This window comes from Martelella alba, from assembly GCF_005217455.1.
In the GTDB taxonomy this organism is placed as follows: domain Bacteria; phylum Pseudomonadota; class Gammaproteobacteria; order Enterobacterales; family Enterobacteriaceae; genus Acerihabitans.
Genome location: NZ_SZPQ01000021.1, coordinates 12,158 through 34,720 on the forward strand (window position 1 = coordinate 12,158; position 22,563 = coordinate 34,720).

The 22,563-nt window shown below is 56.3% G+C and carries 16 protein-coding genes; 6 read left to right on the forward strand and 10 right to left on the reverse strand.

The genetic code is table 11. The features are described 5' to 3' along the window. Positions 1–7: 7 nt before the first annotated feature. The 9 genes from FCN80_RS14890 to FCN80_RS14930 form a co-directional block, all read right to left on the reverse strand. Positions 8–1,153 (reverse strand): metallo-dependent hydrolase, encoded by a 1,146-nt coding sequence (locus tag FCN80_RS14890; protein WP_136990962.1) that lies wholly within the window; start codon positions 1,151–1,153, stop codon positions 8–10. A 372-nt stretch (positions 1,154–1,525) separates the two neighbouring features. Then, positions 1,526–2,806 carry a citrate synthase gene (locus FCN80_RS14895; RefSeq protein ID WP_136990963.1) on the reverse strand — a complete coding sequence of 427 codons (1,281 nt, stop codon included), beginning with the start codon at positions 2,804–2,806 and terminating at the stop codon, positions 1,526–1,528. Between the two features lie 158 nt (positions 2,807–2,964). Further along, a complete protein-coding gene (locus FCN80_RS14900) occupies positions 2,965–3,873 on the reverse strand; it encodes a metallophosphoesterase (protein ID WP_136990964.1) in 909 nt (302 codons plus the stop codon). Positions 3,874–4,084: 211 nt separating this feature from the next. After that, on the reverse strand, positions 4,085–6,127 hold the full coding sequence (locus tag FCN80_RS14905) for an NAD(+) synthase (RefSeq protein ID WP_136991030.1): 2,043 nt from the start codon (positions 6,125–6,127) through the stop codon (positions 4,085–4,087). A gap of 703 nt (positions 6,128–6,830) precedes the next feature. Then, a complete protein-coding gene (locus tag FCN80_RS14910; protein WP_136990965.1) occupies positions 6,831–8,144 on the reverse strand; it encodes an MFS transporter in 1,314 nt (437 codons plus the stop codon). A 150-nt stretch (positions 8,145–8,294) separates the two neighbouring features. Further along, on the reverse strand, positions 8,295–9,200 hold the full coding sequence (locus FCN80_RS14915; RefSeq protein WP_136990966.1) for a dihydrodipicolinate synthase family protein: 906 nt from the start codon (positions 9,198–9,200) through the stop codon (positions 8,295–8,297). 186 nt (positions 9,201–9,386) lie between these two features. Continuing rightward, complete coding sequence (locus FCN80_RS14920; RefSeq protein ID WP_136990967.1) at positions 9,387–10,625, reverse strand: PfkB family carbohydrate kinase; 1,239 nt, start codon at positions 10,623–10,625, stop codon at positions 9,387–9,389. 482 nt (positions 10,626–11,107) lie between these two features. After that, positions 11,108–11,716 (reverse strand): ATP-dependent Clp protease proteolytic subunit, encoded by a 609-nt coding sequence (locus FCN80_RS14925; RefSeq protein WP_136990968.1) that lies wholly within the window; start codon positions 11,714–11,716, stop codon positions 11,108–11,110. A 226-nt stretch (positions 11,717–11,942) separates the two neighbouring features. Beyond that, a complete protein-coding gene (locus FCN80_RS14930; protein ID WP_170975403.1) occupies positions 11,943–12,851 on the reverse strand; it encodes a Kdo hydroxylase KdoO in 909 nt (302 codons plus the stop codon). Positions 12,852–13,571: 720 nt separating this feature from the next. On the opposite strand from FCN80_RS14930, the gene FCN80_RS14935 reads away from it, so the two are divergent. The 3 genes from FCN80_RS14935 (at position 13,572) to FCN80_RS14945 (ending at position 17,376) form a co-directional block, all read left to right on the forward strand. Continuing rightward, entirely contained in the window at positions 13,572–14,876 is a 1,305-nt protein-coding gene (locus tag FCN80_RS14935) for a GntP family permease (RefSeq protein ID WP_230492689.1), read from the forward strand. 18 nt (positions 14,877–14,894) lie between these two features. Further along, positions 14,895–16,067: a glycerate kinase family protein gene (locus FCN80_RS14940; protein ID WP_136990969.1), complete on the forward strand. Its 1,173-nt coding sequence runs from the start codon at positions 14,895–14,897 to the stop codon at positions 16,065–16,067. A gap of 130 nt (positions 16,068–16,197) precedes the next feature. Next, a complete protein-coding gene (locus FCN80_RS14945) occupies positions 16,198–17,376 on the forward strand; it encodes a sugar diacid recognition domain-containing protein (protein ID WP_136990970.1) in 1,179 nt (392 codons plus the stop codon). Between the two features lie 84 nt (positions 17,377–17,460). Here FCN80_RS14945 and FCN80_RS14950 read toward each other — a convergent pair whose 3' ends face one another. Next, positions 17,461–17,754, reverse strand: a complete 294-nt coding sequence (locus FCN80_RS14950; protein ID WP_136990971.1) for an Rdx family protein — start codon at positions 17,752–17,754, stop codon at positions 17,461–17,463. A gap of 157 nt (positions 17,755–17,911) precedes the next feature. Here FCN80_RS14950 and FCN80_RS26460 point away from each other — a divergent pair, with 157 nt between their 5' ends. The 3 genes from FCN80_RS26460 (at position 17,912) to hutW (ending at position 22,425) form a co-directional block, all read left to right on the forward strand. Then, positions 17,912–18,070 (forward strand): hypothetical protein, encoded by a 159-nt coding sequence (locus FCN80_RS26460; RefSeq protein WP_170975404.1) that lies wholly within the window; start codon positions 17,912–17,914, stop codon positions 18,068–18,070. A 380-nt stretch (positions 18,071–18,450) separates the two neighbouring features. Next, positions 18,451–20,868, forward strand: a complete 2,418-nt coding sequence (locus FCN80_RS14955) for a TonB-dependent receptor domain-containing protein (protein ID WP_136990972.1) — start codon at positions 18,451–18,453, stop codon at positions 20,866–20,868. A gap of 240 nt (positions 20,869–21,108) precedes the next feature. Further along, positions 21,109–22,425: a heme anaerobic degradation radical SAM methyltransferase ChuW/HutW gene (hutW, locus tag FCN80_RS14960; RefSeq protein WP_136990973.1), complete on the forward strand. Its 1,317-nt coding sequence runs from the start codon at positions 21,109–21,111 to the stop codon at positions 22,423–22,425. Positions 22,426–22,563: the final 138 nt, after the last annotated feature.

Here is a 22,563-nt window from a genome sequence, read left to right on the forward strand (position 1 = left end):
AATATCCTCAATTAAGTGGTGCGAATCCGTTTTGCCGATAGACCATTTCGCCGGCGCGCCAGGTGATTTGGGGTATCAGAAGGTTTTCCCCGACCAACGACTCGCCGTGGATATCCTCAAACACCGGCCGGCCGGCCGCCAGACGAAACAACGCCACATCGGCGCAAGCGCCTGGCGCCAGCGTGCCGATGTCAAAGGACAGGTTCAGCAGCCGGGCCGGCGTGGCGGTGACGGCCGCCACAATGTCATATAGCGGCATGCCCAACGCCAGCAACTTCGACATCACCCAAGGCAAATTGAATGCCGGGGCCTTATTAAAGCTGAAACGGGACAAGTCACTGCTGATAACATCCGGATAGAAACCCTCGCCGATGGCCCGGCCGGCGGTTTTCAGGGAAAAATGGCTGCGACCGTGGGCGCAATCGAAAATGACGCCGCGACGGCGGGCCTCAAGGATACCGGCCAATACATGTCCGTCGGCGCCGATAATCGTGCTGCCTTTGCCATGGAAGGCATGGGCATAAATATCACCCGGCCGGAACAGGCGCGCCAGCTCGTCGGCGGGGATCACCGGGTCGGTGGTATGCACCGCCACCGGGCAACCCAGTGCTTCCGCCACGGCCACGGACGCCCGCATGGGTTCGACGCCAAGCTCGCCCACCACCCCCCGCTCCTGCTTAAGTTTCAAGCCCGCCAAATTGTCCGGATATCGGCGAAATAGCATTTTGATTTTTTCAATATCGTATTTTGCCGGATCCTGATTTTCTTCGTCCCACGTTTGGCCCGGTGACGAAACAGCGAGAAAACTTTTAATCCTCACCTGGCTTTGGGAAATAATCTGCCGGTGAAAAAGTTCATAATTCGCCGAACCGGCCGAACCGGCATCCACCACGGTGGTGACGCCAAAAGGTAACGTGGCCAAATCGGCCGGTACGCCATATTCAGTGCCCTGGGAAAATACATGAGCATGGAAATCAATAAGACCGGGAAAAAGATAATAACCCCGAGCGTCAATATTCATCGTCGCCGACGTGACCGGCGTTTTCGGATCAATAATGGCATCGCCCACAATGCGCACATCAGCAATTTCATCAACTTTTCTTGTCGGATCAATCACGTGGGCGCCGGTAATCAAGATATCAGGATTTAGCATGGTTTATTTCGGGATTACTATTCCCGACCTCAATACTCGTCATACTTCGTGCTGCCTCTTTGTTGGCGGCGTTCGCGATGGCCGCGAGGTAACACGCATTATTTTGAGATTAAATACGTAGGAAAATTATTTCACCGAGTGAGTTGTATTCCATTAGACGTTTGCCTAAATGGATGGCGCCGGATTCGCGTTATTTTTAACGCTTTCACAAAGTGGTGTTCAGTTGATCACAATCTCGGAGAGAATTTGATTCTCACAATTAATATGTGGTTATTTTTCTCCGCCGGAATAACCACGCAGCCGGCAGAGTGTGAGTGAGCCCGTCGTCAGAATCCAAAAGCGGGGGATAGCGATGTTTATCCCCCGACGGCGCTATTTCAGTTTCGAGAGGTATTCACGGCGCGCCGGGCCGGTATAGACCTGACGCGGACGATAAATCTGGGCGGGCTGGCTGTGCAGCTCGTTCCAGTGCGCTATCCAGCCGATGGTGCGACCCACCGCCGAAACCACGGTAAACATGCTGGGCGGCAGACCGAAGGCTTTCAGTATGATGGCGGTGTAGAAATCGGCGCTGGGATATAACTTGTTTTCCAGGAAGTAGGCGTCGGTCATGGCGATATGCTCAAGTTCAACGGCCACTTGCAGCAAATCGTCCTTCATGCCCAGCTCGCTGAGCACCTCATGGCAGGTTTTACGCAAAATGGCCGCTCGGGGATCGAAATGGTGGTAGACGGAGTTGCCGAAACCCAGCAGACGGAACGAATCATGGCGGTCTTTGGCCCGGTTGACGAAAGTCGGCACGCGATCAAGGGTGCTGATGTCTTCCAGCATCCGCATGCAGGCTTCATTGGCCCCGCCGTGCATCGGCCCCCATAGCGACGCCAGTCCGGCGGCGATGCAGGCGAACGGATTGGCGCCGGAGGAGCCGGCGGTCCTGACCGCGGTGGTGGAGGGGCATTGGCCGTGATCGGCATGCAGGATCAGGATGCGGTTCATGGCGCGTTCCAGCACGGGATTGACCTGGTAGTCCTCCGCCGGAATGGCGAACAGCATATGCAGGAAATTCCCGGCATAGGACAGGGAATTCTTGGGGTAAACCGCAGGCTGTTCGCTGAAATATTTATAGCACATCGCCGCCAGCGTCGGCATTTTCGACAGTAGCCTGACCGCCGCCAGTTCCCGGTGTTCCGGGTTATTGACGTCCAACTGATCGTGGTAAAAAGCCGCCAGCGCCCCTACCACCGCGCACATCAGCGCCATCGGATGGGAGTCTCGGCGAAACCCGCTGAACATGCGGGTGATTTGCTGGTGGATTAGCGTATGCCGGGTGATGGTTTCGGTAAACGCGCCGTATTCTTCTTTGCTCGGCGCTTCGCCGTGCAACAAGATATAACAGACTTCCAGAAAGGAGCAGGACTGGGCCAACTGTTCCACCGGATATCCCCGATGCAGCAACACGCTGTGCCGGGCGTCGATGTAGGTAATGGCGGATTCGCAGCCGGCGGTATGGGTAAAACCGGGGTCATAGGTAAACAGATCCCCGGCGCCGAAAGGACGAATGTCCAGGGCGGCCGGGCCCGCCGTCCCCTGATTAAGGTCCAGCGTCAGGGCCTGTTGACTGCTTAGGGTAAGGGTCGCTTTTTTCTCGGTCATCAATTTTTCTCCAGCCTGGATTCAAAACAAAAAAAGAATCTGTAGGGGGCCCGCAAGCGCTGTCCCATAATGTTTCAACATTACTCGCCTGCGGGGGATTTAACCAGAGAAAAGCCCGCGGCAATCCGCAACGGATCGCCGGCGCGGGTACATGAAGATCAAGGCAGGATTCGGCTCAATTCCGGGCCATGGCCGCTTAGGGTCATTTCCCGTCCGCGGAGTTCCACGATGGCATAGGGGATCGTGTCTTCGCCGTCCACCATGCCTTTCAAGGTGATGAAATCGGTATCGGCGATACGTTGGTAGGCGCCGCCGTGCTGATGGCCGGCGAAATAGACCCGGGTCCGGTGGCGGCATAACAACGCCGCCACGGTTTCGTCGTTCCAGAGATTATGCCGGCCGGCCGGCGCCAGGGGGTAGTGCCCCAGCGCCACGATTGTTTCACGGCAGTCCTGGGCGTCCTGCAAGCAGGTTTCCAGCCATTGCAGTTGCCGGTTGCTCAGCGCGCCGTTCCAGTCCTGCGCCTGGGGTTTTTGTTCGGCCGCCAATTGCGCCAGCATGCGCTGCGCCTGTTGCCGGTCGTCGCCGTTGGCCGGGTTGCAATACAGGCTGATATCGTTGCCGTCGATGGCGATAATGCGGTAACCGGCGATGCGGAACTGGAAGTAAAACTTGGGCAGTCCCAGCGGGGGATGCTGGTCGGCCAGCCGGCGTGACAGGACCGCGGCGTCATGGTTGCCCATGACGACGACATGGGGATGGCGCAGGGCCTGATAGCCGTGCTGGACCGCGCGAAAACTCTGCCAGTCGCGATCCACCAGATCTCCCAGGGTGACGACGAAATCCAGCGGCCATTCGTTTAGCCCGGCGATGGCCGTGGCCAGTTTTCGCAGGCTATGCCGGTAATAGCGGCCGTGGGACATATCGGCGTCGGCGTATTGCGGGTCGGCTATCAGGCCGAAACGCAGGATGCCGGGCTCGGCCGTTTCGTTGAAGGACGGCACCTGATAAAGCGCGCCGACATCGCCCAACGCGCGCAGTTGCCAGGGGGTAAGTGCTGAAATCATGGGGTTCCCGCCAGAGGCCGCAAAAGAGTGAGGAAGGAGGATATGACGGGGAAATGACGTCTTAATAGCATAATTGTGACGATTTTATGGCGGCCTGGACAGCACCTGGCCCCGTCGTTACGGGCCGTCGGGCTATGGGCGCGGCCCGGCGGCGGGCATGTCGCCGCACGGGCCGGCCAGGGGGCGGGCAAACCCGCCGTGCCGGCGGCGGCTATTGTTCCGGTACGCCGGATTCCAGTTCCTCAATCCAGATCCGGGCATTGCCGTCGGAAGGCGCGCGCCAATCGCCGCGCGGCGACAGGCTGCCGCCGGCAGTCACCTTGGGGCCGTTCGGCGAGGCGGATCGCTTAAATTGGCTCAGGGTGAAGAAGCGGTGTAGGAACACCCGCAGCCAGCGACGGATCTCGGGCAGCGGATAGGCGCGGCGCTTGGCGTCGGGATAACCGGGCGGCCAGTCGCCGGCGGCGGCGTCCGACCAGGCGTGCAACGCCAGGAAGGCGATTTTCGAGGGCCGGAAGCCATAGCGCAGAGTATAAAATAAATTGAAATCCTGTAAGTCATAGGGACCGATGATGGCCTCGGTGCTTTGCATGGCGCCGGCGGCGTCGGCTGGCACCAGTTCCGGAGAGATTTCCGTGGCCAGTATGGCTTCCAGCGTATCCGCCACCGTCTTGTCGAATTGGCCCGACGCGATAACCCAGCGGATCAGGTGCTGAATCAAGGTTTTCGGCACGCCGGCGTTGACATGATAGTGGGACATCTGATCGCCCACGCCGTAAGTACACCAACCCAGCGCCATTTCCGACAGATCGCCGGTGCCGACCACGATGCCGTTGACATGGTTGGCCAGCCGGAACAGGTAATCGGTGCGCAGGCCGGCCTGGACGTTTTCAAAAGTGACGTCATAGACTTTTTCGCCCCGGCCGTAAGGATGGCCGATATCCGCCAGCATCTGGTTGGCGGCGGGACGGATGTCGATTTCCCGATAGGTGGCGCCGATGGATTGAATCAGGCTCAGGGCGTTCTTGCGGGTTTCATCGCCGGTGCCGAATCCCGGCAAGGCGCAGGCGATGATATGTTCCCTGGGCATCTGCATCCGGTCCGCCGCCTTGGTGGCCACGATCAGCGCCTGGGTCGAATCCAGTCCCCCAGACACGCCAATCACCATACGTTTGACGCCCGTGGCGCGCACTCGCTGCGTCAAGGCGGCTACCTGAATATTATAGGCCTCGTAGCAATCCTGGGACAGGCGTTCGCGATCGGCCGGGACGAAGGGGAAGCGTTCTACCTTGCGCGCGAAGCCATAGTCCGCGTCGCGGGGCGCCAGGGTGAAGGACACCCGGCGAAACGCGCCGACCCGCGCCTGATGGGTTCGGCGGTTGTCGTCGAAGGTGCCCATCCGTATCCGTTCTTGGCGCAACAGATCAAGATCGATATCTGCCATGGCCCACTGGCCCTGATCGGTAAACCGCGGGGTTTGTGCCAGCAACTCGCCGTTTTCATAGATGACGCATTGGCCATCCCAGGCCACCTCCGTGGTGGACTCGCCCACGCCCGCCGCGGCGTAAAGATAGGCGGCGAGGCAGCGCAGGGACTGGGAACGGCACAACTGCCGGCGCGTATCGGCGCGGCCGATGGTTATCGGGCTGCCGGAAAGATTGGCCAGGACCGTCGCCCCGGCCAGCGCGGCTTCGGCGCTGGGGGGAATGGGCACCCAGAAATCCTCGCAAATTTCCACATGCAGCACGAAGTCCGGCACATCCTGCGCGGCAAACAGTAAATCCGGTCCAAAGGGCACGTCCTGGCCCGCCAGGCGCAGGGTGCCGGCGCTTTGGTCGCCGGGCGCGCACTGGCGCCTTTCATAAAATTCGCGATAAGTGGGCAGGTAGGATTTGGGCACAATGCCTAAAAGCCTGCCCCGGTGCATGACCAGGGCGGTATTGTAAATCCGGCCGGCATGGCGCAGCGGCGCGCCCACCACCAGCATGGTGCGCAGATCGGCGCTGTCGGCCAGCAACTGGCCGACGGCGCGCTCCACCGCGTCCAGCAGGACATCCTGCAATAACAGATCTTCAATGGAATAGCCGCAAAGGGCCAGCTCGGGGAAAATGGCCAGCGCGACGCCCTGGGCGTCTAGACTTGTCGCCGCGTCGGCGACGGCGCGGGCGTTAACCGAGGGTTCCGCCAGGGCGCAAGGTACGGTGCAGGCCGCAACCCGGGCAAAGCCATGCTGATAGAGGGAGCGAAAGCTCATGGACATAATGCGTCTTCTCACGTTGAGTCATACCCGCTGTCCGCAAGGAGAAATCTATCGGGTACAAACGATTATTGCTGATGGACCAACGAAACTATACTGTGACTGCTCCCCGCCGTAAACGGCGGGGCTTTCCACTTCTTGGCCCGCGACTGCCGATAGGGCGGATTTACCCAGGCCGCCGTGGGCTTCCACGACCTGTCCCGCCGCCATAGGTTCCGTTGCGCCTTTGCCCTGCATGTCGCTCGCCGTGTTGATATCCCGGTCATGTCCGGCATCGCGGTCAGGGCAAGGCCGTTCCCGTTCGCTGGCGGGTGATACAGTAATGTTTCATTATATTGGCCGATTTCAGCGTTTCCGCCACGACGGCGTGGTTTTTGGCAAACATTCACTTGAATGTTTGTGCTGGACGTCGGCACGGGCATGGGCTATCCGTTCATATCACGCCGCCAGCCGAATAAGCGCCCGCAGCGTTTTACAGAGAGGATAGGGTGCCATAGCAGGGTTGTATGGCGATCTGATTGGCCGATGTTTGCCGAAACACCTTTGGCGACAGGCCAAAACTCTTTTTGAATGAACGGGCAAAATATGGACTGTCGCCGAAGCCGACATTACGTGAATGGGGCGAGTGAATGGGGCGGTGTTGCCGACGACAGCGAGACCATGGGGCCCGTCGGCAGGCGGATATGCCTCTTTGACCGGGTCAGGCGTCCTCGCGGGACGGACGCAGCGCCAGCGCGCACAACGCCGATAACAGGGCGATGGCCGCCATATAGACGGTCACCATGGCGTGATCCCCAAAGCGAATCAATAATGCCGTGGCCACCAGGGGCGAAATCCCCCCGCCCAGGATAGGTCCTATCTGCTGTACCATGGACAACCCGCTGTATCGAATATTCGCCGGAAACAACGCCGAGAAAAACGCGCCCTGGGCGCCATAGACCGAACCGTGGCCCAGCGCCAGCCCGGCGGCGATGGCCAGATAGATAAGCGGCGTCGAACCGCTGTCGAGCAGCAGGAAAAACGGATAAGCCAGCACGGCCTGGAACAGCATTCCGGCGCAATAGACAGTGCGTTTGCCGAAGCGATCGCTTAGCGCGCCGAACAACGGCAGGGTAAAACATTCCAGGAAACAGGCCAGTAATACGCCGTTCAGCAACAGCGTATTAGGCAGTTTCAACACATTGACGCCGTAACTGATGGCGAACACCGCATAGATGTTAAACAGGCCGCTTTCCGCCACCTTGGCGCCAATGCCAAACAGCATATTGTGGCGATGATGCCTGATGGCCTCGAATGCCGGCACATTTACCCGGCCGCCGGTTTGCAGCACCCGTTTGAAAGACGGCGTCTCAGCAATATGAAACCGGATAAAAATGCCCACCGCCAGCAACGCCAGGCTCAGCAGGAACGGGATCCGCCATCCCCAGTTCAGAAAGCCGTCCGGGCTCAGGGTATTCTCCAGAACGCCTATCAGGATAATCGGCACTAAAAATCCGGCCGGAACCCCGATATGCACCAGCGAGCTGTAAAAGCCCCTTTTTTCCGCCGGCGCGTGCTCCACCATCATGGTCATGCCGCCGCCGTATTCGCCGCCAATGCCGATACCTTGCAGGATGCGCAGTATGACCAGCATGATCGGCGCCCAAACGCCGATTTGCGCATAAGGCGGGATGAGGCCGATTAAAAATGTGCCGATGCCCATGATCATCAGGGTCAGCAGCAACATGATTTTGCGCCCGAACCGATCGCCGAAATGCCCGAAAATAACCCCGCCCAGCGGCCGGCTGCAATAACCGACGAAATAGGTGGTGAACGCGGCCAGCGATCCCATCAGGGGATCATAGCTGGGGAAAAAAATCTTATTGAAAACCAGCGCGGTGGCGGTGGTGTACAGCGTGAAATCATAATACTCGATCATGGTGCCGATAGCGCTGGCCATCGCCACCTTGCGCATATCCCGCGCCGAGGATAGGTTGACGGCGTTGAGCGTGGTTTGACTCCCCTCGATATTCATTTTACTCTCCGCGGATCCGGGTTGTAGGGTGGGTAAGTGTGATAAAGCCGCCGGCGGACGCGCCTCCTTGCCGTCATGATTTTTATGGGCCTTTCGCCGGCGCGCGCCGTCTTGCCGCCCGATTCGTCAAAGACGGCGGCTGTCGCCGGGCTAGAGCAATTCCGCCAGCAACTTATCGACCTTCTTTTTATTCCGTTCATCAAGGGCGCCTAACGGTTTGCGGGGCAAGCCCACCTCCAGACCCTGCGCGGCCAGAACATATTTACAAATTTCCTGCCAATGGGGTACGCCATCGGTTTTGTCATAAAAGAAATAATCAATAAAAGGCTGCATTTTATATTGTTGCCGATTGGCTTTTTCCACATCTTTCTCCAGGCAACAAATATCGAATAATTGCCGGCAAGGTTTTGGCAAAATGGCGGGAAAGCCGCTTAGCCATCCATCGGCTCGGGCCAATAGACCTTCCATGGCGGCATAATCATGGCCATAGAAAACATCCAAACGATCACCGCAATGAAATTTCAATTCATGGACCCTGTTGGCGTCGCCATGGGCCGCTTTAATGGAATTCACCACGCCCTCGTCCAGTAAAGTGGTGATTTCCGGAACGGTCAGTTCATAACCGGCGAACCAGGGATTGTTGTATATCATAATATCGATATCGATATTTTTACGCAGCTCGCGGAAATGCTCCATCACCGCGCGTTTATGAGGATTGAGATAAAAAGGCAATATCACCATTACCCCGTCAGCGCCGGCATCCTCGGCAAATTTACTCAATTCAACCGTATGCAACGTTGCGTAGCGTCCGGTACCGCAATATACCGGCACCTCGCCGTCAATAAATTTGACGACATGATCGATAATCGCTTTTTGCTCGTTTATTTCCATCGCGATATTTTCGCCGGTGCTACCGCAGATCGATAAGCTGTGCGCGCCTTGATCGATCAGCCAGCGAAGATATTTCTCCATGCCTTTTTTATCATAGGACTGATCGGCTTGCCATAATGTCATTGCCGCCGGCATAACGCCGAAAGCTTTCTTACTGGCTTTCATGTTTACTCTCCTGTGTTGTTTATGCAACTTGAAATATTCAAGGTATATCAGTTGCGCCGCTTTTGGTTTGTCGCGGTCGCCGTCGCGAGACAACGCAACTTATTCGAATGAGAAATGACTATCCTGCCCTGGGAAAACCATCCCATCGAAAGTAGTTCCAGTCAACGTGTTAAAACACGTTGCCGTTCAGGGTAAAACCGGGACGTCTTTCAGACGATGTCTGACTTCGTCCTGAACGGGCATCGTGGCCGCGCCTTCTTTTTCTATCACCAGCGAGGCGAAGGCGGAGGCGTAATTCATTGCATAAAATACATCGCCGCCCTGGGCCATCATGGCGCAGAAAGCCCCGCAGAACGCATCGCCGGCGCCGGTGGTGTCCACCTTGACCGATGGGTAAGCGGGGAAGTGGTAAAACGTGGAATTGCAAAATAATAATGCGCCGGATTCGCCCAGGGTAATAATGACGGTTTTCACTCCCAGACTGTATATTGTCCTGGCGGCCGCCTTGGCGTCGGATAATCCGTTGATATCCATACCCGATAATCGTGAGGCGGCATGGGCATTGGGAATAATAATATCCACCCGTGACAGATAGGGCCGAATTTCCTCGGTGAACGGCGCGGGGTTCAATACCACCGGGACATTCAATAAATTAGCCAGTTTAAGCGCGCCGGCTATGGCATCGATATTATTACCGGTGTGTAATAAAAAAATATCCGCCGCCGATATTTTTTCATGCATGGCGGTTATCTCCGGTTCGGTGAGTTTCTTATTCGCGCCGGGATGGATGGCGATAATACTTTCGCCTTGTTCCTGGGAAACATAGATGGTGGAGCAACCGGTGGCTGCGTCCGGGGTTTGATAAAGCATAAAAGATTCGATGCCCGAGGCGACGAGATGATCATAGGCCATTTTGCCGAACTGATCAGTGCCGACCTTGGCGACGAAATGCACCGCCGCGCCGGCCGCGGCGGCGGCTAAAGCCTGGTTGGCGCCTTTGCCGCCCGGACCAAAGGAGATATCCGACGCCGGCAGTAATTCGCCGCCTTTGATGGGCAAATGATCGACCTTGGTAATGATATCCACGAAGAACGTCCCCAGAATGCAGACCTTTCCGCCACGGCTTTTTTTCGGCCGCACACGATCGACAAGGTCGGCGGCGTTATTGTCTTCCCTGTCGCCGTTGCTGCGCAATATTTTACTGAGATCCTGATTATTGCCGGCCAATTGCGTTAGCAGGGCATGGTGTGTGAAAATGACGCCGCCATGCACCCGCTGGACTAATCCAAATGAAGCGAGGTAAGTTAAATCGCTGCGTATGGTTCTGCCGGAAACGGAAAATAATGCCGCCAGAGAATCAACGCTAACCCAATCATGTGCTTTGATATAATCGAGAATGATTTCCCGTCGTTGCTTCATATACATGACCGTTCTCCGGTAAAAGCCAGCGACTCGCTTTGTTTATACCCTAAATACTTCACGTTGCCTTAATTGCGAAGAGGCAATGTTAAATTTGGTGGTTATCCTCGTTAAATAAAACCTAGTGGATATTGATCGGCAAAAAATTGATCAGGATCATGCTGTCACACACCAAATGGAAGCAAATGGAAAAGCCGGATAGCGTGGCCTAGGGGCGCGGTTTGCGGCGGAAATACCGGTCGCGATGCCACTCGATGTATTCAGAGTATAGGGTTGTCATACATCAAGCTGCCTCTTTGTTGGCTGCGTTCGCTCACCCCAGTCACATAGTTGGCTATGCTCCTGGGGAGGCATGAGAGACATCCTGTCTCTCACCGGAGGCCCGCCGTTGGCGGTTCAAATTCGTTCCCGACGAATTTGTCGCTTACTTGCCGCCGCGATGCAACCCGATGTATTTAAGGTATATATGAGGGGGATGCGGCGGCGCGTCAGGGCAATTCGGCATGGGAAGCGATAATACTGCCCACGATACCGTAGTCCAGTGCTTCCGAGGCGCTAAGCCAGAAATTGCGATCGGTATCCTTGCGTACTTTTTCCAGTGGCTGGCCGGTGGCGTCGCTGATAAGGCGATTAACCCGATCGAGCATCCGCAAAATCTCCTTGGCTTCGATTTCGATATCGGTCGCCTGGCCTTGCACGCCGCCAAGGGGCTGGTGAATCATGAAACGGGTGTTGGGCAGCGCGAAACGGTTTTTGTGCTGCGCCGCCAGGAAGATGGTAATGCCGGCGCTGGCCACCCAGCCGGTACCGATGATCTGTACTTCCGGCTTGATGAATTTGATGATGTCGTGGATGGTGTCCGCCGCCTCCACATGTCCGCCCTGGCTGTTGAGAAAAATCCGGATGGGCTTATCGTTGATTTCCTGGAGGATCAGTAACTGCGCCACCACTTTTTCCGTCAGCGCCTGATTGATTTCGCCCGAGATAATCAATGAACGGGCATCCAGGAGTTTGTTTTGCGCAAAAGCGGAAATCGCCGCCTCTTTGTCTTTTTCTTGCTCTTTTCCGTTGTCGTTGTCGCCCGCCTGGGTTCCCATGGCATACCTCGTTCTGTCAACTGGGTTGATTGTTTGACCATCCTGCCGCAAACCGTCTGTTATCGGTTCAGGATCGTGCCTGTATTCGTTCTGTCTTTAAGCTTACGCCACAGACAACGCGATGGCTACCTGTCGCGCGGCTTGTCCCGTTACGCCAAGCGCGCGCCCCATATCGGCCCCTGCCGTTCAGCGGTTGTTCTCTGGCCGGGTTACCGGCAATGCCGGCTTAGTCACGGGATAGCAGGGGTTTGTTCAGCAAAGACGCCAGAACGTTTATCGGCGCATGTTCCGGCGCGCGCATGGCGGCAACCGGCAGGATAAAGGTCTGCTCCAGCATAAACTGGCCGCCCATGGCCGCGTGGGGGGTCTGGTCGGAAAAACAGATCCAACTGCTGCCCGGCGGTAAGTTCAGCGCCAGTTGCGGGCCGTGTTGTTGATAGTCTTCATCCGCTTTCATGGCGTCGTGCAGTTTCAGCATCACGTGATCGTAACGGCTGCGGCGGGTCTTGGTTATGCCGATAACCTGTTGCAGCCAACTGCTGAACGGCGAATAGCGGCCCAGGCGCGGCAGGTAGCGACGCGCCAGGGAGGGGAAAGGTTCGCCCACCCGCCAGGCGCGATGTTCCCCGTTGGGATTGATGTTGGTGAACACCCTGAGAATACGCGCCCCATGGGTTGGCCGGGAGGGGAAGGCATCCACATGCAGCCGGCTATCGTCTTTACGCCAGGAGGCTTTCGCGCCCCAGGCGGCGATGGGATGTAGCCGCAGCGTCCCCACCGGCTCGCGCACGGCGTGCCGGTAATCCGGCAGGACATGCTCCAGCAATTGCAGGCAATGCCGATAATACCTTTCCAGCAGGGCGCGGATCTCCGCTTGCCGCTCAGGGACCGCCACGCCGGTGAGTCTGCCTGGCGCCGGATGGAAACTGATATTTTTTCGCTTTGGATCCACCAGGCGGGGGTCAAGCAAGGCCTGTTCGCCGGCGGACAATGAAAAGGCCAGATAGGGAAAGAACAGAATTTTACCCGCTTCGAGCGCGGCCGTGGCCGAGGCCGGGGAAGGCCCGACGTTGCGCCAGTGCCTGTTTTCCAGCGTCATGACGGCGTCGCTAAAGAGTAAGCCCTTTTCAGACATATCATTTCCTTGCCGTTTTATCAGAAAGTATTCCGTCTGAGCGCGTCAGAAAGATGCCTAGAAAATAATATTCAATCGAACTTCAATATCAATACAACAGAACTGTTTCGGCGTCTATTAAATAATTTTGTCCTTAATCACCGTGCTGTAATGCAAACATGCGGGTCCGCACGAACGTCGCATAAGATCCGGTCGGGAAGAGGGCTGAAATAGTCAGAGGGCGGTTTTGCATAAAATAATAATGAATTTTTATTGACATACCCTGCCGCAAAAAAATGTTCTTCCCTTTAAGCCGCGCGCCTGACCCTGTCGGCAAAGGCCGCAACCCGTTCACGCCTGGCCCGGTTTCGCCCATGGCTGGCCGGCGGCAGCCTTACCCTGCGGATGACGGCAAGGTACCGCACACCAGGGCGCCTGGCCAGCGCCGGCGCCGGCAAGCGGCCTGGCGCCCGAACGACGCCTCTGGTTGTGGCGAAACCACCGAAGAGAGAAACGACGCGAAGAAAATTGCGATTGATATCACTTTTATCTGGACGTTGGGCGCAATATTTATGTTTTTTCGACCTGCTTTTTTAGCCAACCGGATATATAAAAAAATCAATTCGCCAAGGATAATCTTTGCGTGTTTATTATCGGCGTTAAAAACCGACATGCGGGATATATTTGATGAAATTTATAATTTATCTCTTCAATTAAAAAACCGACATTTCAATCAGGAGTATGACTACCATGCAAGGTGTGGCATTGACTTGGTATGGCGCTTTATTGGGATTATTTATCGCCATATTTTTAATATTGAAAAAAATAAATCCGGTCTACGCCCTGTTCTTCGGCGCTATTGCCGGCGCCGTCATTGGTGGGGCCAACCTGGAGCAAACCGTCACTCTATTGATTTCTGGCACGCAAAGCATAATGGGTACGGTCATCAGGGTTCTGGCGGCGGGTATTCTGGCGGGAGTTATGATGGAATCCGGCGCGGCCGGCACTATCGCTCGGGAAATTGTTCGTCGTATGGGCGAGGGGAAGGCGATATTCGCGCTGGCGCTGGCCACCCTGGTCATTACCGCGGTGGGTGTATTTATTCCGGTGGCCGTGCTGATTGTGGCGCCTATCGCTTTATCGGTGGGCAATCGCATGGGCATATCCAAAACGGCATTATTATTGGCGCTTTCCGGCGGCGGTAAAGCGGGCAATATTATCTCCCCCAATCCCAATACCATTGCGGCCGCCAACGGTTTTCACCTGGGCTTAAGCGATGTCATGCTGGCCGGTTTGCTTCCCGCCGTGGGTGGGCTTTGTATTACCGTTATTCTGGCTTCACTGATAAAGCACAAAGGACCGCAGGTCCCGGATAATGAGGCCGAACTGGATAATGGCGATAGTAATGCCGGCCCGTCGCTGGGCATGGCGGTTGTCGCGCCGGCAGTCGCCATTGTTCTATTGATGATAAATCCGCTCGGTTCGATATTGCATATTGCCTTTTTAAGCCGCGTTAAGCTGGATGCCTTGTATGTGTTACCCATAGCGGGCGTTATCGGCATGCTGGCGATGGGGCAAAGAAAACAGATCGTAAAATACACCACATCGGGTATCGAAAAAATGACGGCGACGGTGCTTATCCTGATTGGCGCGGGTGCCATAGCCGGATTAATCGGCGCATCGAATCTGTCGCAGCAGGTCATCGCCCTGATTAATTCCGCCGGCATTTCGGGAACATTTCTGGCGCCCATCTCCGGTATCCTGATGGCGGCCGCCACCGCATCCACCTCAACTGGCGTCATACTGGCGACCGGCACTTTCGGCGCCACGATTATCCATATCGGCATTCCGGCGCTGTCATCGGCGGTCATGGTGCATACCGGCGCCACGGTGATAGATTCGCTGCCGCAGGGAAATTACTTCCATGTCACGGCCAATAGCATGGCGATGTCCATCAAACAGCGTATGGGACTGATTCCTTATGAAGCGATGGTCGGCGGGACCATGACTGTTATCGCCGTCGTGTTTTACGGTTTTATTATTTAGATTGATTAAGGGAATTTCATGCACACATTAACATTTGTCCTGGCGCCGGATTCCTTCAAAGAGAGCATGACGGCCAAAGAAGTCTGCGTTGCGATGGAGCGGGGGCTCAAGGCGGTTTTCCCCGACGCCCGGTACGTTCATGTCCCCATGGCGGATGGCGGTGAAGGAACGGTGCAATCGCTGGTGGACGCCACCGGGGGACAATTGTTTCGGCAAAAGGTCGTCGGGCCGTTGGGAGACGCGGTGGATGCCTGCTACGGCATCCTGGGCGATGGCAAAACGGCGGTAATCGAGATGGCGTCGGCCAGCGGGATACAGCATGTTGTCCGGGAAAAGCGCGATCCCCTTGCGGCCACCACCTATGGTACGGGCGAGTTGATCAATGCCTGTCTGAAGCGGGGAATACGGCGGATCATCCTGGGCATCGGCGGCAGCGCCACCAATGACGGCGGAGCGGGCATGGCCGAGGCGCTGGGGGTGCGGTTCTACGATAAAGACGGCGGACGGCTGCCCTTGGGCGGCGGCGCCCTGGGCCGCTTGCAACGTATCGATGCGACGGGGCTGGCGCCGGACATCGCCGAAACGGAAATTATCGTCGCCTGCGATGTGACCAACCCGTTGTGCGGCGCACAGGGCGCCTCGCATGTTTTCGGTCCGCAAAAAGGGGCCACGCCGGAAATGGTCGTCGAGTTGGACGCCAATCTGGCCCATTATGCCGGGGTTATTCAGCGGCAGTTCGGACGGGATGTCGCCCGCCTGGCCGGCGCCGGCGCCGCGGGAGGGCTTGGCGCCGGACTGCTGGCGTTTACCCGCTGTGAACTGAAGAAGGGCATTGATATCGTGGTGGAATACAGTCGCTTGCCGGAAAAACTTGCCCACGCCGATTACTGTTTTACCGGTGAGGGCGGCATTGATTTTCAGACCAAATTCGGCAAAACGCCTTACGGTGTAGCCAGAACGGCAAAAGCGCAACAGGTGCCGGTGATTGCGCTGGCGGGACGCATCGGCCGGGGCAGCGAGGAATTGCATGCCGAAGGCATAGACGCCATTTTCGGTATTATTCCCGACAACGGCGAGCTGGCCGCGCTATTACGCGCCGGCCCGGCGAATGTGACCAGAGTCTGCGAAAACATCGGCAGGCTTATCGGTATATGCCAACAACCCTCGCCGGAGGGAGGAGGGCATGTCTGACGCGGACAGTGTGAATTAGCGTCCGATGACCGGTTTTTCCCGTGGCGGAATTTTTATAACATCGTCAACCGAAATTGCGTATGAGTGGTTTTATTCCGCCTCGGGATATCGGATCGATGAGAGAACAGCAATGAATGCGTTTTTAGAACCAAAACTAGCCCGCCAAATTGTTATTAAAACAATGCAGATAATTAATGTAAATGTTAATGTCATGGATGCAACAGGCAAAATTATCGCCAGCGGCGATCCCGAGCGAATAGGCGAGTTGCATGAGGGCGCGCTGCTGGTGCTTTCCCAAGGGCGTATCGTCGAGGTCGATAATAGCATGGCGGAACATCTCTATGGCGTTCGGCCGGGTACTAATCTGCCCTTGAAAATAGACGGTAAACTGGTTGGCGTTATTGGTCTTACCGGTAATCCCGTTCAGTTGCGGCAATATGGCGAATTGGTCTGTATGGCGGCGGAAATGATGGTCGAGCAGGCCAAACTACTGTATTTCCTGGCGCAGGATAATCGTTTGCGTGAAGAATTGGTGCACAGTCTTATCCGCGCGGATGAAATTTCTCCCATGCTAAAGGAATGGGCAGAGCGGATGGGAATCGACCTGGCTCAGCCCCGCGTCGCCGTGGCTATTGAGATAGACAGTGGCCAGCTTGATGTTGAAAATCCCATTGAGGAATTACAGGAATTGCAAAGTCTATTGGCGCGGCCGGAAGAGAAGAATCTGATAGCCATTATTTCCCTGACAGAACTGGCAGTATTAAGACCGGCTTTCAACAAGTACGGACGTTGGGATGAACAGGAACATCTTCGGCAGTTTCAGACTTTATTGACCTCAATGAAAAATCAGGGACATTTACGAATCCGTTTCGCGCTGGGAAATTATTTTCCCGGCCGGAATAGTATTGCCCGCTCCTGGCAGACCGCGCATTCCACCATGGTGATTGGCAAGCGGCGCTTGCCGCAAGCGCGCTGTTATAATTACCGAGATTTAAAGTTGCCGGTATTATTACAGCGTTTGCAAGGCGGCTGGCAGGAAACGGAATTACTTATGCCGATAACGAAACTGAAGCTGATGGATAAGAATGGACAATTGCAGCGGACACTCGAAGTCTGGTTTCAACATAATAATATGACCAGCGTCGCCGCCAATGCGTTGTTTATTCATCGCCATACCCTGGATTATCGCCTTAGCCGTATTGAGGAAATCACCGGACTCAAGCTGTCGAACCTGGACGATCGGCTGGCATTGTATATTGCCGTGCAACTTGATGGGGAAAGCCGGCCGAAAACCTGGAATGCGCTTTGACAACCGCCACCCGCAGGTTAACCCGCCTGTCTCACCGCCGCGGCCGGCAGCGGGAGATGGGCGGCAATGTTGGGTCCCAGGACTTTAGCCTTCCGTCCCGGCCTTATCGATGTGTCCCAGCGCGCGCTCCGGAAAGCATCGATCGCGCACCCGCCTTTTCAACTCCGCCGCCTCGGGGAATCCGCCCTGCGCTTTACGATCCCAGATCACGTCCCCGTCCGCCGTGATCAGATAGATTCCGCCGGTACCGGGTATCAGTGTGACGCCGGCCAAATCGTCGCTGAAGGTATTAAGCAGTTCCTGCGCCATCCATGCGGCGCGTAAGAGCCAATTGCACTGGCAGCAGTAGGTGATGGTGATGATGGGACGTGGTGTCAAGGTCGGTTCCTTTTAGGGGTCGGTTTGGATATCGAAAATTATTGTACTATAAGAATTTCCCCGGCATGTCAACGCCGGTGTTTACGGTTTTTGCCTGCACACTACAGTTAAAAATACAGGGGAAGACCGCGGTACTCTAAACGGCCATCCGGTCGTATTGTCCAATAACCGTAGTCTCCCGGAGATGCAGCGGGCCATTCACAATTTCCGGATGGCGTTGAACCTGCCGCTGGCCAAAGGCGCGCTTTCCCTGGAAGCCCTGTATGCCATCATCGATGCCCTCGATAACGCCGCACGGCGCATCGAACGCCGTTAGCCAGCACGGCGGCCGGCTGCCCTGAGTCGGCTTTACGTCGCCTTGCCGCCCTGGGGGCCGACCTGCTTTCCCGTTCCGCCGGCGTCTTTTCCGCATTTTTCCCCTTCACGACATGTCCGGTTGCCGCGTTGTCGGCGACGCTTTCTCACGACGAGGAGATATTCAACGCAGGCGGAACATGCCCTGCAAACGGTTTTTTTACGGAATAATGGAGAAATTGATAAATATGTATTGCGAGTGATAGTTATTATCATTAGCATTGCTATTCATAAATCAATAAAGCTAATACTTTCAATAACTTTACTATTTGTGTGGTTTTTGATAATAGGGCGCTGGAGAGCGATGTGAGCTGACGACAAACACAGAGAGCAGGGATAAAAATGTTCACATCTTTCCCATCCAGAAGGTTATTCACCAAAACCGTTATTCTGGGCACACTTGTCTCCTCAGTGGTGGGCGCCGGTTACGCCGCTGCTGATGATTTGACAGACGACGCAGCGCAAGCTACCGCCGCCGGCGTTTCGGCCGGGGAAAAACCGCCTGTTAAGGCGGCGAAGAAAAAAACGGCCGGTGAAACCATTACGGTGACCGCGCAGGCGCCGAAAAAGGCTGGAACGCAAATTACCGTTACTGCCGCCGACATGCAGAAAAAAGGCGCCACGGATTTTGGTTCGGTCATGCGCTATGAGCCGCTTATCAGCGCAACGGGCTCCAGCGCCGGTTCATCGGTGGGCAAAAGCGGTTTCGATCGCAGCGGCTATACCGGCTACAACATCCGTGGATTGGAAAGCAATCGGGTGAGTATCGACGTGGATGGCATTGAACAGCCGGACGCCACCGGCCGTCCTTATGTCAGCCGGGCCGGCCTGGACACGTTTGGTATCGGTCGGGATTATATCGACCCGTATATGTATGGCAAAGTCGATATTCAGGCCGGCGCCACCGCCACCGATCACGCCAATACCGCCATCGGCGGCGCCGTGTCGTTTATCCCCAAATCCGCTGATGATGACCTCTATCCCGGTAAAAAAACCTACTTTGGCTATCAGAGCGATTATGATTCCGCCAACCGTGGCTGGCACAACGGTATCACCGCCGCCGCCGGCGATGAAACGCTGCGCGGGCTGGTGGCCATTAGCCGCCGGGACGGCCAGGAAACCCGCAATAACAGCGGCACTCACGACGCCTACCCGGAGAACTGGCATTCCAATGCCATTATGACCTCGGGTATCTGGCAGCCTAACGATGTGCATAAGCTCACCGGCACGCTGGATTACTATGAAAAGGTCTACCACACCCATTATGATTCCTGGAACTCCTCGGGCAGCGCCATCCTCGGCACCGCTCGGCAGCAGAGCAATACCCGCCGCTGGGGCCTGAGCCTGCAAGACGAATGGACGCCCTATAACGATTACATCGATACCTTGACCACCAAGATTTACTATCAAAAGACCCAGGCGCACGACAGTACCTATATGCCGGACAGCACCACCGGCGATATGGAAACCGTATTTTCCGATTACGATGTCAAGACGTACGGTTTTGAAACCCGGCTGACCAAAACCCTCGGCCGCCATGCTCTGAGCGCCGGCCTGAACGCCAGGCAGAGCGATACCGAACGGCCATTCCGCCAGGATCCGACGCCGAGCACCTATTCCGTAATCATGCAGCCGGAATCGGATAGCCGTAGTTATGTCCTGGGCGGATTCGTGCAGGACACCATCGGTTTTGATATGGGCGGCCATGCGTTTTCCGTGGTGCCGGGTGTACGCGTCGCCTCGCAGCATGCCGAGGCGCGCAATTTCTCCAGTTTGGCCAGCGGTAGCACGGTACTCACCGCGGATGAGGTACAATCGCTGTACGGTAAGGATTTCTCCGATACCCAGGTGTTGCCGTCGTTAAGCTTCCTGTATAACCTCACCCCCGATCTGATGACCTATCTGCAATATAAGCGCGGCGCGCAATTCCCCAATGCCAGCCAGTTGTACGGTTCCTGGAACCTTGGCTCCAGCTATGCCGGCACGTCACAGTACGCCCTGATCGGCAATTCGGATTTGAAAACGGAAACCAGCAACAACGTCGAATGGGGCATGAAGGGCAAAGTGACGGATGGCGTCACTTTCCATACGTCCCTGTTCTACAACACTTACGACAACTTTATCGCCTACACCCGCTATACCCGCGCGTCCAACCCGGAACAATTCACCAATGTGCCAAGCAATATCTATATTGCCTATAAAGCGGAAAACCGTGATAAGGCCTATATTTACGGCGGTGATATCAGCACCAAAATAACCTTCGGCACCTGGTATCCATCGGTGAATGGTCTGAGCGCCACCTTCGCCCTGGGCTACGCCCAAGGGGCGGCGAAGTCCGACTACCTGGGGGACAAATATATCGACCTGGACAGCGTACCGCCGATGAAAGCGGTGGTGGGCGTGGCCTGGGATGATCCATCACAGCGTTATGGCGCGGCGTTGACCGCCACTTTCGTCAAGGGTAAGCGGGCCGACGCCACCAGCCGTGAAAGCTATACCAATACCGGTAGCGCCATAACCGATTCCGCCACCCAATATATGCGGGTGCCGGGCTATGGCCTGCTGGACATGACCGCCTATTGGCGGGTGGCGCCCCATGTGAAGTTGAGCGGCGGCATCTACAATATCACCGATCGCAAATACTGGGATTACCTGAGCAGTCGGCAGATCACCGAATCCACCAATCAGGATGCCTATAACAAGGCGCTGGCGGTCATGCCCGGCCGGACTTTCCAACTTGGCGTGAACGTCGATTTTTGACTTTCGGGTATGTCGGCGCCGGCTCCCGGCGCGGGCATATCGCTTTTTTTTCACACGCCCGGACTTTACGGGCGTGTCTCCCCAGGGACAGTTTTACGATTTTTTTGCATTACCGCGGCCAGTATCTTGATTTTCATCAATAACGTTTCCCCGACTAAGACTAAAGTGATCAGATGATTTAATGCAAATGGATATCATTATCATTTATGGTGTTACTTATGTCTTCGTCCGGGAGGGGGTATGTCCCTTGAGGTATCTTCATTTTACGCCAGCGGGCAAGGATTGCCGTTCGCCGGCCGTTGGGCCACCATGCCGGTTCGGCAAGCCCGCCCGCTGGACGTCGGGGAGGTGGACGCGCAATGGCGGGCGCGCCTGACGCGGCCGATAACCGGCAACACGCGACTGGCTTATGTCCATATCCCGTTTTGCGCTACCCAGTGCCAATTCTGCGGGTTTTATATTAATCGCGAGCATGATGCGGCGGTCGCCCGTTATGCCGACATGCTCATGGAGGAACTGGCGCTGGAAAGCGCGAGCGTCCTGCACCAGTCCACCCCGCTGAAGGCCATTTTTATCGGCGGCGGAACGCCCACCGTGCTGACGGCCGGGCAACTGCATCGCTTGATAAGCGGGCTGAAACAGGCTTTGCCTCTGACGGAGGATTGCGAAATCACCGTGGAAGGGCGGATTCTCAATTTTGACGACGAGCGTATTGATGCCTGCCTGGAAGCCGGCGCCAATCGGTTTTCCATCGGTATCCAGACCTTTGATACCCGTCTTCGTCGGCGGTTGGGGCGGCGGGCCGACCGTGATCAGGCCGTGGCGTTTATCCGTGGCCTGGCCGAGCGTGACCGCGCCGCGGTCATTTGCGATCTGATGTTCGGCCTGCCGGGACAGACGCTTGGGATCTGGCGCGAGGATTTGCGCATTATTGCCGACCTTCCCCTGGACGGCGTGGATCTGTATGCCCTGAATCTTTTACCCGGTACGCCCCTGGAAAAAGCCGCCTCCCGCGGACGGACGGACATTCCCTCGGTGGCGCAGGCGCGGGAGCGCTATCTGCAAGGCGCAACCTGGTTGGCTGAGCACGACTGGCGGCAACTGAGCAACAGCCACTGGGCGCGCACCTCCCGCGAGCGCAATCTGTATAACCTGAATATCAAGCGGGGGGCCGATTACCTGGCGTTCGGCAGCGGCGCGGGGGGAAATCTGGCGGGACAAAGCTTCATGGTACACCGCAGTCTGGAGAAGTATTACCCGATGTTGGCGCAGGGGCGCAAGCCGCTGATGATGATGACGGACGTCAACGAACATTACCGCTGGCAAATGCAATTGCAAGGGTTTATCGAGACCGGCCACGGCGATTTGGCCGAACTGGTTGCCGACCCTTCGCCCCTTTACCCCCTGCTATCGCAATGGCGGGGCCGCGGCTTGCTCAGCCACGAGGAAGGTTATTTCCAACTCACCGACGAAGGCCGTTTCTGGGCCAGCAATCTACTGCATGCGCTGCGGACTCTGGTGGGCCAATTGCGGCAATCTCGGCCAGGTTCTCTCTAAGGGGATGGATTGCCGGCCGGTGTTCCGCTGCTAAGCATCATAATTTTATGTTTAGTTATTAGATTTTTAATAATTTACCAGATTAGATCAGTCCAATAGCCTTGAAGACCCGTGGGCGGGGATCGAAGCCCGTTCAGG

Excerpts from the sequence above, each read along its gene's own strand:
- FCN80_RS14930 (WP_170975403.1), bottom strand. The coding sequence starts at position 12,851 with ATGTCTGAAAAGGGCTTACTCTTTAGCGACGCCGTCATGACGCTGGAA.
- FCN80_RS14905 (WP_136991030.1), bottom strand. The coding sequence starts at position 6,127 with ATGAGCTTTCGCTCCCTCTATCAGCATGGCTTTGCCCGGGTTGCGGCC.
- FCN80_RS14915 (WP_136990966.1), bottom strand. The coding sequence starts at position 9,200 with ATGAAAGCCAGTAAGAAAGCTTTCGGCGTTATGCCGGCGGCAATGACA.
- FCN80_RS14955 (WP_136990972.1), top strand. The coding sequence starts at position 18,451 with ATGTTCACATCTTTCCCATCCAGAAGGTTATTCACCAAAACCGTTATT.
- FCN80_RS14940 (WP_136990969.1), top strand. The coding sequence starts at position 14,895 with ATGCACACATTAACATTTGTCCTGGCGCCGGATTCCTTCAAAGAGAGC.
- FCN80_RS14890 (WP_136990962.1), bottom strand. The coding sequence starts at position 1,153 with ATGCTAAATCCTGATATCTTGATTACCGGCGCCCACGTGATTGATCCG.
- FCN80_RS14925 (WP_136990968.1), bottom strand. The coding sequence starts at position 11,716 with ATGGGAACCCAGGCGGGCGACAACGACAACGGAAAAGAGCAAGAAAAA.
- FCN80_RS14895 (WP_136990963.1), bottom strand. The coding sequence starts at position 2,806 with ATGACCGAGAAAAAAGCGACCCTTACCCTAAGCAGTCAACAGGCCCTG.
- hutW (WP_136990973.1), top strand. The coding sequence starts at position 21,109 with ATGTCCCTTGAGGTATCTTCATTTTACGCCAGCGGGCAAGGATTGCCG.
- FCN80_RS14945 (WP_136990970.1), top strand. The coding sequence starts at position 16,198 with ATGAATGCGTTTTTAGAACCAAAACTAGCCCGCCAAATTGTTATTAAA.
- FCN80_RS14910 (WP_136990965.1), bottom strand. The coding sequence starts at position 8,144 with ATGAATATCGAGGGGAGTCAAACCACGCTCAACGCCGTCAACCTATCC.
- FCN80_RS14900 (WP_136990964.1), bottom strand. The coding sequence starts at position 3,873 with ATGATTTCAGCACTTACCCCCTGGCAACTGCGCGCGTTGGGCGATGTC.
- FCN80_RS14935 (WP_230492689.1), top strand. The coding sequence starts at position 13,572 with ATGACTACCATGCAAGGTGTGGCATTGACTTGGTATGGCGCTTTATTG.
- FCN80_RS14920 (WP_136990967.1), bottom strand. The coding sequence starts at position 10,625 with ATGTATATGAAGCAACGACGGGAAATCATTCTCGATTATATCAAAGCA.